The sequence below is a fragment of the Pseudoflavonifractor capillosus genome (assembly GCF_016899775.1).
In the GTDB taxonomy this organism is placed as follows: Bacteria; Bacillota; Clostridia; order Oscillospirales; family Oscillospiraceae; genus Lawsonibacter.
The window spans coordinates 1-14,693 of sequence record NZ_JACJJE010000066.1 but is presented as its reverse complement, the minus strand read 5'-3'; the positions used below and the strand labels follow the sequence as shown (position 1 = coordinate 14,693).

At 62.5% G+C, this 14,693-nt stretch carries 14 protein-coding genes; 5 read left to right on the top strand and 9 right to left on the bottom strand.

Annotated elements, in window-relative coordinates; translation table 11 throughout:
• Positions 1-754: MATE family efflux transporter (locus tag H6B31_RS14665; RefSeq protein WP_243419077.1), on the top strand; the 754-nt coding region annotated here is incomplete at its 5' end.
• Between the two features lie 307 nt (positions 755-1,061).
• On the opposite strand, the gene brnQ is transcribed toward H6B31_RS14665, so the two are convergent.
• From brnQ to H6B31_RS14645, 4 genes are all read right to left on the bottom strand, one after another.
• The gene (gene brnQ, locus H6B31_RS14660) at positions 1,062-2,333 is read right to left on the bottom strand and encodes a branched-chain amino acid transport system II carrier protein (protein ID WP_204899180.1); all 1,272 of its coding nucleotides are present in this window, start codon (positions 2,331-2,333) and stop codon (positions 1,062-1,064) included.
• A 172-nt stretch (positions 2,334-2,505) separates the two neighbouring features.
• Positions 2,506-4,203: a [FeFe] hydrogenase, group A gene (locus tag H6B31_RS14655; RefSeq protein ID WP_204899179.1), complete on the bottom strand. Its 1,698-nt coding sequence runs from the start codon at positions 4,201-4,203 to the stop codon at positions 2,506-2,508.
• Positions 4,204-4,208: 5 nt separating this feature from the next.
• Entirely contained in the window at positions 4,209-6,110 is a 1,902-nt protein-coding gene (locus tag H6B31_RS14650; RefSeq protein WP_204899178.1) for an NADH-ubiquinone oxidoreductase-F iron-sulfur binding region domain-containing protein, read from the bottom strand.
• Positions 6,107-6,592: an NADH-quinone oxidoreductase subunit NuoE family protein gene (locus H6B31_RS14645; protein WP_191343029.1), complete on the bottom strand. Its 486-nt coding sequence runs from the start codon at positions 6,590-6,592 to the stop codon at positions 6,107-6,109. The genes H6B31_RS14650 and H6B31_RS14645 overlap by 4 nt, the downstream gene beginning before the upstream one ends.
• A gap of 118 nt (positions 6,593-6,710) precedes the next feature.
• On the opposite strand from H6B31_RS14645, the gene H6B31_RS14640 reads away from it, so the two are divergent.
• The 3 genes from H6B31_RS14640 (at position 6,711) to H6B31_RS14630 (ending at position 9,121) form a co-directional block, all read left to right on the top strand.
• Positions 6,711-6,887, top strand: a complete 177-nt coding sequence (locus H6B31_RS14640) for a hypothetical protein (RefSeq protein WP_204899177.1) — start codon at positions 6,711-6,713, stop codon at positions 6,885-6,887.
• A gap of 77 nt (positions 6,888-6,964) precedes the next feature.
• Positions 6,965-7,816 carry a YwqG family protein gene (locus H6B31_RS14635; RefSeq protein WP_204899176.1) on the top strand — a complete coding sequence of 284 codons (852 nt, stop codon included), beginning with the start codon at positions 6,965-6,967 and terminating at the stop codon, positions 7,814-7,816.
• A gap of 24 nt (positions 7,817-7,840) precedes the next feature.
• Positions 7,841-9,121 carry a hypothetical protein gene (locus tag H6B31_RS14630; protein WP_204899175.1) on the top strand — a complete coding sequence of 427 codons (1,281 nt, stop codon included), beginning with the start codon at positions 7,841-7,843 and terminating at the stop codon, positions 9,119-9,121.
• Between the two features lie 287 nt (positions 9,122-9,408).
• On the opposite strand, the gene H6B31_RS14625 is transcribed toward H6B31_RS14630, so the two are convergent.
• The 4 genes from H6B31_RS14625 to H6B31_RS14610 form a co-directional block, all read right to left on the bottom strand.
• Entirely contained in the window at positions 9,409-10,815 is a 1,407-nt protein-coding gene (locus tag H6B31_RS14625) for an MATE family efflux transporter (protein ID WP_204899174.1), read from the bottom strand.
• 273 nt (positions 10,816-11,088) lie between these two features.
• Positions 11,089-12,705: a potassium/proton antiporter gene (locus tag H6B31_RS14620; protein ID WP_204899173.1), complete on the bottom strand. Its 1,617-nt coding sequence runs from the start codon at positions 12,703-12,705 to the stop codon at positions 11,089-11,091.
• 225 nt (positions 12,706-12,930) lie between these two features.
• Complete coding sequence (locus H6B31_RS14615) at positions 12,931-13,290, bottom strand: cyclic-di-AMP receptor (protein WP_204899172.1); 360 nt, start codon at positions 13,288-13,290, stop codon at positions 12,931-12,933.
• Between the two features lie 161 nt (positions 13,291-13,451).
• Positions 13,452-13,670: a hypothetical protein gene (locus H6B31_RS14610; RefSeq protein ID WP_204899171.1), complete on the bottom strand. Its 219-nt coding sequence runs from the start codon at positions 13,668-13,670 to the stop codon at positions 13,452-13,454.
• A gap of 131 nt (positions 13,671-13,801) precedes the next feature.
• Between H6B31_RS14610 and H6B31_RS14605 the strand changes: the two genes are divergently transcribed.
• On the top strand, positions 13,802-14,188 hold the full coding sequence (locus H6B31_RS14605; protein ID WP_191342633.1) for a MerR family transcriptional regulator: 387 nt from the start codon (positions 13,802-13,804) through the stop codon (positions 14,186-14,188).
• Between the two features lie 46 nt (positions 14,189-14,234).
• Here the strand turns inward: H6B31_RS14605 and H6B31_RS14600 are convergent, their stop codons facing one another.
• Positions 14,235-14,612 carry a TSUP family transporter gene (locus H6B31_RS14600; protein WP_346014095.1) on the bottom strand — a complete coding sequence of 126 codons (378 nt, stop codon included), beginning with the start codon at positions 14,610-14,612 and terminating at the stop codon, positions 14,235-14,237.
• Positions 14,613-14,693: the final 81 nt, after the last annotated feature.

Sequence of the window (14,693 nt, the reverse complement as noted above, 5' to 3'; positions counted from 1 at the left end):
AGATGTGTATAAGAGACAGGTCACCGCCCTTTTGATGCTGCTTACCGTCTGCCTGCGCGCCCCAAAGCTGCGCCTGACCCGGGAGCGGGGGCGCTGGCTGCCCACCGTCCGGTGCCTGCGCACCGCCGCCGGCATCTCCATACCCATGGCCTTTGAGTATACGGTCATGTGCGGGGCGCAGATCGCCTCCACCCGGATCGTGGCCCCTCTGGGGACGGTGTCCATCGCCGCCAACTCTCTGGCGGTGACGGCGGAGAGCCTGTGCTATCTGCCCGGCTATGGGGTTGCGGCGGCGGCCACCACGCTGGTGGGACAGAGCCTGGGGGCGAAGCGGCGGGACCTGGCCCGGCGGTTTGCCCGGATGTGCGTGCTGCTGGCGGTGGCGCTGATGACCCTCATGGGGGCCCTCATGTTCTGGTTTGCCCCGGCGGTGTTTGCCCTGCTCACCCCGGACCCGGCCGTCCGGACGCTGGGGGTGCAGGTGCTGCGCATCGAGGCCTTTGCAGAGCCCCTGTATGCCGCATCCATCGCCTCGGCCGGGGCCATGCGGGGGGCGGGGGACACCCTGGTGCCCAGCATCCTGAATCTGGTGAGCATGTGGGGGGTGCGGATCACCGCCGCCGCCCTGCTGGCCCCGCGTATCGGCCTGGCCGGAGTGTGGCTGGCTATGTGCGGCGAGCTGTGCTTCCGGGGTGTGCTGTTTTTGATCCGCCTGCTGCGGGAGCGCTGGCTGGACCGGAAGGTGTTTGGCTGAACCAAAAAAGCGCTCTGGGCTTTTTGCCCAGAGCGCTTCAGTTTGTCGAAAAACCTCTGTTTAGACGAATCCGCCCGAGTATTGGCGGGGGAGCTCGAGGGGGCGGCAGCCCGCCTCGAGTGGGATCAAATGCCCTGAATGCCTTGCAGGGCAAGGCATTCAGCAAGCGCAGCGAGGACTTTTCCGCCGTTGAACGGCGGGAAAGTAACGGCATTTTTCAGGCTGTCGGGAAAGTTCTTGGACTTTTTTGACAGCCTGAAGCGCTCTGGGCAAAAAGCCCAGAGCGCTTTTTCACTGTGTGGTGGGATCAGGGGGCGTCCTTCCCGACCGGTTTGGAGAGGAGGGCGCCGATCACCCCGCCCACCGCGGCGGGGATGAGCCAGCCGAAGCCGTAGTCATAGAAGGGGAGGAGCTCCACGAGGGGGAACAGGTCCAGGTAGTCGTGGAAGGTGAGCACCAGAGCGGTCAGAGTGGCCCCCAGGGCCGCCCCCTTGTAGAGGCCGGCGCGGGAGATCCAGTTCTGGAAGGCCAGCAGCACCACCGTGGTCATGAAGGGAGGACAGATCACCGACAGCACCGGGCTGGCCGCGCTGATGATGGTGGACAGGCCCAGGTTGCAGATGGCGCAGCCGATGACGGCCAGCAGGAAGATGCCGGTGCGGTAGGACAGGCGGCCTTTGGTCATCTCCTCAAAGTAGGAGGCGGTGGCGCCGAAGAGTCCGATGGCGGTGGTGAGGCAGGCCAGGGTGACCACGATGGCCAGAATCACCACTCCGGCCTGGCCCAGCAGCTCCTGGGTGATGGCCACAATGAGGGCGGCCGGGTCCAGCCCGCTGCCAAAGGCGGTGCTGGTGGTGGCGCCCAGGAAGGTGAGCCCCCCGTATACCACGGCCAGAAGCAGGGCGGCCACGCCGGTGGAACCGGCCACCTGGGGGCGCTGCTCCTTCCAGGTTTTCAGGCCGGACTGGACCATGGAGTCCTGAATGATGATGGCAAAGCCGGCCACGGACAGAATATCCATGGCCTGGTATCCGGCCAGCAGTCCCTCCTGGGCGATGTTGGGAGAAGCGGCCGGGCCGATGGGGCCGATGGGATTGGCAATGCCCACCACGATCAGAATCAGAATTCCGGTGATGAGCACCGGGGTGAGGCACTTGCCGATGATGTCCACCAGGCGGCTGGGGCGGATGGTCAGGAGAACCACCACCGCAAAGAATAAAATGGAGAAGGGGAGCAGCCCCAGCCCATCAAACAGGGGGCGGACGGCCATCTCATAGGTGGTGGCCGCCGTGCGGGGCGGGGCGATGAACACGCCGGTGCAGAGGATGGCGGCGGTGTTCAGAATGACCCCCGGCTTGGCGCCGACGGATTTGTTCATGGCCTGGACGCTGCCACCGCCGTGGATGGCGGCATAGATGCCCACGCAGGAGAGAACCTCTACCAAGAAGAAGCAGAGAAAGCCGATGACCCAGTCCTCTCCGCCGGATTTTCCCAGAAAAGGCGGGAAAATCAAATTCCCGGCCCCGAAGAACATGGCGAACAAGGCAAAGCCGGAGACAAAGAACTGTCGTGTCCGCATTGAAAAACCTCCCCGCGCCGCGGCGATGCGGCGCGTTTTTTTCTAATATGCGCCAAAAGGCGACTTTGTATATCATACCGGGTTTTGGGAGGTATTGCAAGGAAAACTTTAAAAAAGCATAAAAAGTCCAGGCGCCGCAGCCGCGGCGCCTGGAACGCAGGAGGGAGAGGGGTTATTTCTGATAGCTCACGTGGAGCAGCTCGTGGCGCTGCTCGTGGGTGAGTTTTTGCAGGATGGAGGTGACGCCGGGGTTGTACTCCGCCCGCTTGAAGGGGGCGGACCGGTCGGTGGCGTACAGGCCGGCGGAGCGGGCCTGCTTTTTTGCCTTGAGGCCATAGGGCTGTCCCGCGCCGCCTACGCAGCCGTTGGGGCAGGTCATGACCTCGATCAGGTCGTAGTAGGCGGTGCCCTCGTCGATCTCCTTCAGGAGCTTCTGGGCGTTGATGAGGCCGTGGACCACCGCCAGCTTGATCTCCCGGTCGCCCACGGGGATGGTGGCCTCCCGGATGGACTCGTTGCCCCGCAGAGGGGAGTATTCCAGGGCCCGGAGAGTGTTCCGGGATTTGTCGGGCATGCAGTGGCGGACCACCGCCTCGGCCACGCCGCCGGTGGTGCCGTAGATGGTGCCCGCGCCGGAGCCCAGGCCGAAGGGCAGGTCGGGGGCCTCCAGGTCCAGCTGGGGCAGCTGGATGCCCGACTCCTTGATCATGTTGATGATCTCCTGGGTGGTGAGGACCAGGTCCACGTCGGGCTTGCCGTCGTGCTGGAACTGGGGCCGGGCGGCCTCCATCTTCTTGGCGGTGCAGGGCATGATGGCGATGTGGAAGGTGGTCTTTCCATCCTGGGCGTCCTTCTCCTGGTAGTGCCTGCGCACGATGGAGGCGAACATCTCCATGGGGGACTTGCAGGTGGAGATGTGCTTTAAATACTTGGGGTTCTCCATCTCCAGATACTTGACCCAGGCGGGGCAGCAGGAGGTGAACATGGGGAAGGGTCCCCCCGCCTCCAGCCGGGCCAGGAATTCCTCCGACTCCTCGATGGTGGTGAAGTCGGCGCCGAAGGTGGTGTCGTAGATCTCGTCGATCCCCATGTACTTCAGGGCGGTGACCAGCTGGTCCAGCACGTTGGTGCCCGCGGGCAGGCCGAAGGCCTCGCCCACCGCCACCCGGACGGCGGGGGCGATCTGGACCACGGTGCGCACCTTGGGGTCGTGGATGGCCCGCCAGGCCTTGCCGATCTGGTTGTAGATGGTGATGGCGCCGGTGGGGCATACGGCGGCGCACTGGCCGCAGCTGATGCAGTGGGTCTGAGACAGGGTGCGGCCGAAGGCGGGGGACACCCGCATGTTATAGCCCCGCTGGGCGAAGTCGATGATGTCCATGCCGATGGTCTCGCCGCACATGCGCACGCAGTCGCCGCACAGGATGCACTTGCTGGGGTCCCGGACCACAGCGGGGCTGCTGTCGTCCAGCTTGGACTCCTCCCGGCTGTCCCCGAAGCGCACCTTCCGCACGCCGAAGCGCATGGCCAGCTCCTGGAGGCGGCAGTCGCCGCTCTTCTCACAGGTGGTGCAGGAGCAGTTGTGGGAGGCCAGCAGCAGCTCCAGGATCATCCGCCGGTGCTTTAACAGCCGGGCGGTGTTGGTGCGGATGGACAGGCCGTCCCGGGGCTTCATGGAGCAGGAGGTCTCGATCTTGCCCCGCTCGTCCTCCACCACGCACATACGGCAGGCCCCGTAGACGGACAGGTCGGAGTAGTAGCAGAAGGTGGGCATCTCGATGCCGGCCTTGCGGATGACGGAGAGGACGTTGGGCTCCCCGTCGAAGGGGACCCGCTGGCCGTCGATGTACATGATTCCTTTGTTTGCCATACCGCTCACTCCTCCCGAATGGCGCCGAAGGGACAGCAGCCCCAGCACGCGCCGCACTTGATACATTTCTCCGTGTCAATGACATGGGGCATCCGGATCTGGCCGGAAATGGCCTCCATGGGGCACTGGCGCATACACTTGCCGCAGCCCTTGCACAGCTCCGGGTCGATCTGGAGCACCTTTTTCCGGCCGTTGCAGTGGGGGCAGTGCTTATCCACCACGTGGGCCAGGTACTCGTCCCGGAAATACTTCAAGGTGCTCTGCACCGGCTTGCAGGCGCTCTGGCCCAGGCCGCACAGGGCGGTCTCGGTGATGGTGGAGGACAGGTCCTCCAGCAGGTCCAGGTCCTCCAGAGAGCCCTCGTTGTTGACGATGCGGGTGAGGATCTCCAGCATGCGGCGGGTGCCCTCCCGGCAGGGGACGCACTTGCCGCAGGACTCGTTCTGGGTGAAGTTCATGAAGAACCGGGCCACCTCCACCATGCAGGTGTCCTCGTCCATGACCACCAGTCCGCCGGAGCCGATCATGGCCCCCACCTTTTTCAGGGAGTCGAAGTCCATGGGCATGTCCAGGTGCTCCTCGGTGAGGCAGCCGCCGGAGGGGCCGCCGATCTGCACCGCTTTGAACTTCTTCCCGTCCTTGATGCCCCCGCCGATGTCGAAGATGACCTCCCGCAGGGTGGTGCCCATGGGGACCTCGATGAGGCCGGTGTTCACCACGTTGCCGGTGAGGGCGAAGGCTTTCGTTCCCGGGCTGCCCTCGGTGCCGATGGACCGGTACCAGGCGGAGCCTTTCCGGATGATCAGGGGCACGTTGGAGAAGGTCTCCACGTTGTTCAGGACCGTGGGCCGGGCCCACAGGCCCTTCTCCACCGTCCGGGGGGGTTTCACGCGGGGCATGCCCCGGTTGCCCTCGATGGAGGCGGTGAGGGCGGAGCCCTCGCCGCACACAAAGGCGCCGGCGCCCCGGTTCACGTGCAGGTGGAAGGAGAAGTCGGTGCCCATGATGTGGTCCCCCAGGAAACCCATCTCCTCCGCCTTGGCGATGGCGGTTTTCAGCCGGGAGACGGCCAGGGGGTACTCGGCACGGACGTAGATGTAGCCCTCATCGCTGCCGGCAGCCACGCCGGCGATGAGCATGCCCTCGATGATGGAGTGGGGGTTGCCCTCCATGATGGACCGGTCCATGAACGCGCCGGGGTCGCCCTCGTCGCCGTTGCACACCACATATTTTTTGCCGGGGGGCTGTTTGCGGACGCTGTCCCACTTGCGCCCGGCGGGGAAGCCGCCGCCCCCCCGGCCCCGCAGGCCGGAGTCGGAGATCTCCTTGCAGATCTCCTCATCGGTCATCTCAAACAGGGCCTTCTCAAAGGCGGAGTAGCCGTCCCGGGCGATGTACTCGTCGATGTCCTCCGCGTCGGTGGTGCCGCAGTTCTCCAGCACCACCCGGTGCTGCTTTTTATAGAAGGGGATCTCCTCGTGCTTGGCGTAGGTCACCCCGTCCAGCTGGTACAGCAGCCGCTCCACCAGCTCCCCCTTCAAAAGGGTCTTGTCGATGATCTCGTCGCAGTCGGACACCTGCACGTGGGTGTAGAGGATGCCGTCGGGCTCGATCTGGAGCAGGGGCCCCATCTCACAGAAGCCGTGGCAGCCGCTCTTTTTCAGGTGGAGCTCCCTGCCCTTGGCGGGGGCCTCCACCTCGCCGTCCTCGTGGAGCAGGCCCACCTGGACCTGGATACCCCGCTTGGCGCAGGCCTCCTTTAAATAGTCGTAGATGTCCAGAGAGCCGCCGGCGATGCAGCCGGTGCCCGCGCAGATGAGCACCTGCTTCTTCTGGGCGGACAGGGCCCGCTTGTCCTTGATCTGGCGGACTTCAAACTGTTCCCGGGTAATGGTACCGCTTGTCATTGGGCAGCCTCCTCCTTCCGCAGCTCCTCCAGAAGCTCAATGGCCAGCTCCGGGGTCATCTTGGAGTGGACCTGGTCGTTCACTGTCACCACCGGGGCCAGGCCGCAGGCCCCCAGGCAGGCCACCGTCTCCAGGGTGAACAGGGAGTCGGCGGAGGTCTTCTGCTTGTCCTCCAGCTCCAGGTACTCCCGGATGGCGTTGTAGATGGGTTGGGACTTGCGCACATGGCAGGCGGTGCCGTCACAGACCTTGATGATGTACTTCCCCTTGGCCTCCAGGGAGAAGTTCTCATAGAAGGTGGCCACGCTGTACACCTTTGCCACGCCGATATCCAGCTTCTGGGCGATGCGTTCCAAGACCTCCGGGCTGAGGTACTTGTATTCCGCCTGAATATCCTGCATAATGGCGATGAGATGGTGGCGCTGGCAGCCGTAGGAGTCGATGATCTCCTCCACGCGCTCCATTGAGATTCCGTTGGACATAGTTTTCTACACCTCGTCTTTCCTGGTCAACGCCCAAAATGGGCGGTATGCCCCACATAATACCATAATAATGGATTCGAGAATGGAAAGCTATTGGGCATTTTGCTGAATTATTGGCATGAATGGAAACTTGAAAAAATATCCCATGAAGGAAATCATGCAAATTCTGCCGGGAAAACCGGGAGGGCGGCGAGAGAAAACCGTGCCAGAATGCGGAAAAAGAGATTTGACAGCCGGACGGGAAGCTGGGCATGAATTTTTAGACTGTTTGACCAAAAGAACCGGTTTGTGGTAGGATAGAAAAAGCAGTTTACCAAAGGGGGCCGGGGGCGGCTTTGTTCTGCCGCGCCCGAAGCCCGGAAAGGACGCAACATGGATTGGAAACAAGTGTTACCCCCCCTGTGCCGGAGCCGGATTGAGACTCGGTTCGCCACGGCCGGGGAGGACCTGCCGGCGGGGAGCAGCAAGTTCGGCGGCCGGCCGGATGTGCCCGCCGGCTTTGTGTGGCCGGTGTTTGAGACAAAGACCTTTGACGACGATACGGTGAAGCCCAGGCCCCTGGCCTTCCTGGCCCAGTTCGACTGTGCCCGGCTGGCCGGGCTGGACCCGGAGGGGCTGCTGCCCAGGACCGGCCTGCTCTCCTTTTTCTATGAGCTGGGGTCCCAGCGGTGGGGCTATGACCCCAAGGACGCGGGCTGTGCCCGGGTGTTCTGGTTTGACGGGGAGCCCTTGGCTCCGGCGGAATTTCCCCAGGACCTGGAGGAGGACTTCTGCCTGCCAGAGCTGGCGGCGGAGCTGTCGGGCGGGACGGACGCGCCGGACTTCCAGGACGCCTGCCTGGCCCTGGACTACCCCTTCACCGCCAACGACTACCGCTTCTTTGACCAGGCCCGGCGGGAGCTGGGGTACGCCTATCCGGACAACCGCTCCCAGCTGCTGGGCTGGCCGGACATCATTCAGAACAACATGACCCTGGAGTGTGAGCTGGTGTCCCGGGGCCACTATCTGGGGGGCAGCTGGGAGAGCGTCCCTCAGGAGGAGCGGGACGCATTACGTGCGCCCAGCGTCCAGGACTGGCGGCTGCTGTTCCAGCTGGATACGGTGGCGTCCGGGAATTTTGAACTCATGTTCGGCGACTGCGGCCGCATCTATTTTTACATCCGGAGAGAGGATCTCCTGGCCCGGCGGTTTGACCGGGCGTGGCTGGTCCTACAGTGCATGTGAGCGCTGTCAGAGAGGAGTTAAAGCATGAAATTGGAAATTACGTTTCAGGGAAAGACCCGCAACCGGGACGCATTCATCCGCAGCATCCAGCGGCTGGCCAAGTCTCAGGAGTATCAGCTGGGGGCGTGGAAGGACGGAATGCGGGTGGTCCTGTGCCCTCTGGGCTATCTGGACATGGGCTGGACCCGGGAGAGCGGGCTGTTCGGCGGCTGGAAGATCACCGGAGGCTGCATCACCGTCCCCGGCGGCCCCGGCCTGCACAAGGCGGTGGCGGAGCTGATCGACGCCCTGAGCAAAAAGGACCTGAAGGAGGTTCAGGTGGTGGACAGCACCGGCTTCTGGGAAAACCGGGATTTCCAGCGTTTGTCTCAGGAGACCTACGTCCCCTGGCTGGAGCAGGAGCTGCGGGGAGCGCTGGGGAAGCTGGAGCAGTCCTCGGAGAGCGTTCCGCTGTTCTGGGGGGAGGAGGACTATCTGCCCCAGGAGGTGCCGGATACGGTCTACACCCCCATGGGCCGCTTCTCCAAGGGGTGGCTCCAGGAGCAGCTGAACCAGGGCCGGAAAGAGGAGCTGGCCCGGCGGATTTTCCTGTGGCCCAACGCATCTAAGGACGCCTTTTACTACCGCAACGGGGCCATGAAGCGCATGTGGCAGGACTGCTGCTTTGCGCCCTCGGACCGGCACTACTCCGATGAACAGATCAACGGCTTTGTGCTGAGCTTCCTGGAGCGGGCCTACCAGCTGGACCCCGCTCTGCCCCTGCCCATGTCCGCCTACCGGGAGCTGTGCATCATGGACGGCCGGAATTTCAAGATCCCGGAGGACGCCCCGGAGCTGGAGGAGGAGTTCACGCCCGGCTACCATAAGGGGGAACTGCTCCAGAGCTATGAGAAGCTGTGGCTCCCACTGCCCGGCGTGTACCGCTATGAGTGGAACGACGACGGCCTGGGCAATGCCGGCTGCATCTGGATCGACGAGGACGGCGGCGGCCCCATTTGGCGGGTGAGCGGCTATCGGAACAAGGACGGCGCGGCGGACTGGAACGCCGACATGTCCGAACTGAAGGATGTGGAGACCCTGGAGCCGGAGGGGGGCAAGGCCCGCTGGGGGTGGAAGGATATCCCCAACAAGGCGGAACCCGACATGCCCCTGCGGCAGCTGCTGGGCGAGGTGGCGGCGGGGGACACCCTGTACGTGATCACCGTCACCTTCTCCGACGATGAGGAGCAGGAGGAGATCTACGACCGCCTTCACCGCATGAAAATCATGGACAAACAGGACACCCCCTTCGGAGGCGCACAGTAAACGACAGAGCGCGGAGAGGCTATCGCCTCTCCGCGCTCAGACTGTCGAAAAAGTGGCAAAGCCACTTTTTCGAATGGGGCTGCACGAAATTTCAACCTCGATTTCTTGCGAAATTGTCGGTCAAAATTTCGTGAGAGGTGTCATTTCCGAGGCACATGTCCTCGAAAATGACGAGATTAGATCTTATTCCGTCGCCTGCGGACGATGGAACTCCTTGCAGGAGGGCTTTTTTGACAAGCAGAGCGCGGAGAGGCTATTGCCTCTCCGCGCTCTGCTGTGTTGAGGAATCAGACCTTGGCGGCGGGATGCCGGCCCTCGGCGGCCATGTGGGAGTCGGCCTTGACCAGGGCGAAGGCCTTCCGGCGCACATACAGGAAGTAGAGGATGTGCACCGCTCCGGTGACGATCCAGGAGATGGGGTAGGAGATGTACAGGTTCTCCGGGGTGCGGTCCATCTGGAAGATGGTGAAGATCCACACGATCCGCAGGCCGCAGGCCCCGATCAGGGAGACCACCATGGGCACGATGGAGTAGCCCAGGCCCCGCAGGCTGCCCACCATGGTGTCCATGATGCCGCACAGGGCGTAGGTCCGGGCGATGTAGCCCAGGCGGATGATGCCCTGCTGGATGACCGCCTCGTCGGAGTTGTAGATGCTCACCAGGGGGTGTCCGAAGAAGTAGGCCAGGTTGCCCAGGATCAGCCCGGTGAGGATCACAAAGCCCTGGCAGTAGAACAGGCTCTTGTCCACCCGCTTGCAGTCCCCGGCGCCGTAGTTCTGCCCGGTGAAGGTCAGATTGGTCTGGTAGAAGGCGTTCATAGCCTGATAGACAAAGTTTTCGATGTTGTTGGCGGCGGCGGACCCGGCCATCACGGTGGAGCCGAAGGAGTTGATGGAGGACTGGATCAGCACGTTGGACAGGGAGAACACGATGCCCTGAAATCCGGCGGGCAGGCCGATCTGGAGGATGTGGCCCAGAATCACCTTGTCCATCTTCAGCTTTTTCAGATCCAGGCGCAGGGGGCCCTCCTCCTTGGACAGGCAGCGCAGGATCAGACCGGCGGAGATGTACTGGGAGATGGTGGTGGCCGAGGCCACGCCGGCCACGTCCATGTGGAGCACCAGTACCGTGAACAGGTTCAGGATCACATTGACGATGCCGGCCACAATGAGGTAGTAGAGAGGGCGCTTGGTGTCCCCCTGGGCCCGGAGAATGGCCGCGCCGAAGTTGTAGGCCAGGGTGGCGGGCATGCCCAGGAAGTAGATGCGCAGATAGATGGTGGACAGGTCGATGACGTCCGCCGGGGAGGACATCCACACCAGCAGCTGATGGGCCATAATAAAGCCGAAGACGCCCAGGAACACGCCGCTCACCAGGGCCAGGAAGATGGCGGTATGGACGGCCCGGCTGACGATCTTGGGCCGCTGGCCCCCCAGGTTTCGGGCCACCACCACGTTGGCGCCCACGGACAGGCCCACAAACAGGGCGATGAGCAGGTTGATGAGGGAGGTGGTGGAGCCCACGGCGGCCAGAGACTCCTGGCCGGCGAACTGCCCCACCACAATGACGTCGGCGGCGTTGAACAGGAGCTGCAGCATGCTGGAGGCCATTAGGGGAAGGGCGAAGAGCAGAATCTTATCGGCCAGAGAGCCATGACACATGTCCAGCTGGTGGTGCGCCTTGGTGCGGAGCATACGTTGACCATCCTTTCCAAAATCGCCCGCGGGGCGGTCCAGGGCGGCGCGGCCGCGCCGGCTGAAAGGGAGCCGTGGGTATTTGTTTAACAAAAAATTTACATTTTCAAGAGCACTAATTAAGATACATCAAGCGCCCCTGTTTCGCAACCCTTTTGAAGCCCTAAAAAACATAGAAAAATGGGCGGTGAAAGGACACACTTTGCACAAAAAGCACCCGGGAGCTTCTGCCGTATGGACAGAAGTTTCCCGGGTGCGGAAAAGTAGTTCCGGTCAGGCGGAGGCCGGAGCGGGGGCGGCGGAGGACTGGGCGATGACCAGGGTGTCCCCCGCCTGGAGGATGGTGGAGCCGCCGGGGATGATGGTCTCGTTTCCGCGCTTGATCATGACGATGAGGGTGTCGCTCCGGGTGGGGATCTGCCGCAGGGAACGGCCCACCCACTTGTGGCCCTTTTCCACCACGATCTCCTGGAGGGACAGGTTTTCCCGGTCCTCAAAGGCCCGAGCGGCCAGCACCAGCAGGTCGCCGGGCAGCAGCACCGTGCTGCCGTTTGGAACGATGGTCTCCTCCCTCCGGGCGATCATGACCACCAGCAGGTCGGAGGGGAGGGGGAGCTCCTTCAGGGTCTTGCTGTTCCAGGGATGATTTTTGTCCAGGTGGATTTTGATGAAGTCGATGTCGCTCTCCTCCTGGTAGTCGTTGAAGGTCTTGCTCACGTCGGCGGTGTGGTCGATCATGTGCAGCTTAGCGGAGACGCGGGGGAGCAGGCTGCCCTGGAGGGAGATGGACAGCAGGACGATGCAGAACACCAGGTTGAACAGGTTGTAGCGGGTCTCCGCCCCTTGGAGGACCGCCATAATGGCGAACACGATGGAGGCCACGCCCCGGAGCCCGGCCCAGGACACCACCCCCACCTGAGCCGGAGAGGGGCGGAAGGGCAGCATCAGGATTGAGACCACCGCGGGCCGGGCCAGGAAGGTGAGAAACACCATGATGGCCAGGGCGGGCAGCAGCACCGAGGGCAGCTCCACCGGGGTCACCAGCAGGCCCAGCAGGAAGAAGATGAGCACCTGGGCCACGTCGGTGACCACGTCGAAGAAGTGGACCAGGTTGCGCTTCTGGGGCAGCTTGGTGCTGCCCATGTAAATGCCGCACAGGTAGGAGCTCAGATAGCCGTTGCCCCCCAGCACGGTGGGCAGGGCGTAGGAGAGGATGACCACCGCAAAGACAAAGATAGTCTGGCTCTGCTCCGAGGGGAACATCCCCCGGCGCAGGCTCCAGATAGCCAGCTTGCCCAGGAGCAGGCCGCCCAGGGCGCCGATGGCGATCTGCTGCACCAGGAGCAGGGGGATAAACACGTCCTGTCCTCCCATGATGCCAACCGCCACGGTGGTAAGCATGTAGGAGATGGGGTCGTTGGAGCCAGACTCGATCTCCAGCAGGGAGTCGGTGTGGTACTTCAAGGCCAGCTTCTTGGAGCGCAGGATGTTGAACACCGAGGCCGCGTCGGTGGAGGAGATCACCGAGCCGATGAGAAAGCTCTCCACCCAGGGCAGCCCCAGGACCAGGTGGGCAAAGGCGGCCACCGCTCCGGCGGTCCCGGCCACTCCCAGGGTGGACAGCACCACCGACTGGACCACCACCGGCCGGGCGGCGTTCAGGTTGGTGCCGAAGCCGCCGTAGAACATAATGAAAATCAGGCTGGCCGAGCAGATCACGTTGGCGGCGTCATAGTCGTCAAAGGGGATTCGGAGCAGGCCGTTTTCTCCAAAGCACATCCCAAGGGCGATAAAGATCAGCAGGGACGGGACGGCCAGACGGTCCAGATACCGCCCCATCAGCGTACACAGCAAGATCACACAGCCCATCAACAGCAAAGCTTCATTCATAGATCAGTCCTCCTTTGCACCGGTCAGCCGCAGCTATTTTATAGCTTAGAGCTTATTATAAATATAACTATATGCTTATTATAGCACAAAAGATGCTGATTTCCTACTGATTTTTCAAAATTACCCTGTAAAATTTTGCGGAGCCTTCGAAAAAATGAAAAAGCCCGCGGGAACAAAAAATTCCGGAGGCGCGCAGCGCCTCCGGAAGGGAGAGAATCTATGGAATCAGAACTTCTCCAGCCGCTCCAGATCCAGCACAAACAGGGTTACGCCGCCGAACTCCATATTCATGGGGATGGAGGGCATGGCCGCGGCGTACTGGCCGGCGGCGGGCATGGACACGCTGGAGTAGACGGTCTGCTTCCGCTTGCCCGCGCACCGCTTCAAAATGTCCATGGCCTGGGGAAGGCGGGACTCCTCCACGCCCAGCATGATGGTGATGTTCTTCTTCTTCCAAAAGCCGCCGGTGGAGCTGAGCATGGTGACGAAAAATCCGTTCTGATTCAGTTCGCTCACCGTGGCGTCATAGTCATCCTCCTGGACCACGGCCAGGATCAGTTTGTTGTGCATGTTGGCAGCTTCCATAGGGCCAGCCTCCTTTGATCAGAGCGATCCGGCGGGAGCCGCTCCGAAGGAGGGGCGCGGCTCTCTCGGTCTGTCTCTATCATACACGATTTTCCGTCAAAAAGAAAGATGAAAACGCAGAGAAATGCTCCCGCCCCGGGAAAAACGGGGCGGGAGGCGGATCATGTCTTCCCGGCGGGCGGCACGTCGTCTCCGGGATTTTGGCTCTGGGTTCCGAAATAGAAGGCGATGACGATGGAGAAAATGGTGATAAAATCTCTGGCGCTCACCTGGCCGGTGACCGCCAGAAAGACAAACAGGCCGGTGAGGGCCAGAGTGACGATGCTCTTGATGCACAGGAGGTTATAGATCCTCCGCCGGAACAGGGGGTCCAAGTTCATCCGCTCCTTTCCCTCTATTCTATGCGGGAGGACAAAAATTTGTCTTGACTTGGAGCGGGGTCCAGGGTTTAGGATAGAGCCAGAAGCGGCGCGGAGGGACGCGCGGCAGAATGGATGGAGGAGATGTGGTTATGACCATCGCGGAAGTCAGCCAGAAATTTGATATTTCCGCCGACACCCTGCGCTACTACGAGCGCATCGGCCTGATCCCGCCCGTACCTCGGAGCAAGAGCGGCATTCGGGACTACGACGAGGAGTCTTGCGGCTGGATCGAGATGATGAAGTGCATGCGCAAGGCGGGGGTCCAGATCGAGGCCCTCATCGAGTACGTGACCCTGTTCCGCCAGGGGGACGACACGGCGGACGCCCGGAAGGCCATTTTGGTGGAGCAGCGGGATCAGCTGGTGGACCGCATGGCGGATATGCAGGCGTCCCTGGACCGGCTGAATCAGAAGATCGAGAACTATGAGCGCATCCTGGAGGCCGAGCGGCGCCTGCGCAAGCCGGAGGCGGTCTGAAGGAAAAAGAAGGGCCTGTGTTCCTCAAAAACGGGGACACAGGCCCTTATTCTCTGGCTTTTCCAAAGAGCTCCATAGTTCCCACAATAATCAGAAAAGCCCCGAAGCACTTGCGCAGGACCTCCACGTCCAGGGCGGTGGCCGCCCAGGCTGCCAGAGCGGCCAGCGCCAGCCCCGCCCCGATGGCGGGCAGGAGCACCGGCTTGACCACATACCCGTTTTTCAGATGGGCGGGCAGGGCCATCAGGCCGGCGGGGAGGAAGTAGAGCAGGTTGATGCCCTGGGCCAGATGCTGGTCCAGCCCGGCAAAGACGGTCATATATACCAGCAGCAGGGTGCCGCCCCCCACCCCAAAGCCGGACAGCACCCCGGTGGCCGCCCCCGCCAGCAGGGGGAACAGCCACTCGTTCACGGGAGGAAACACCGCACGCCTCCGTAGAGGAGGAGCAGGCCGAACAGCCGCCTCAGCCAGGGCATGTTCATCCCCTGTCTCTTATACACATCT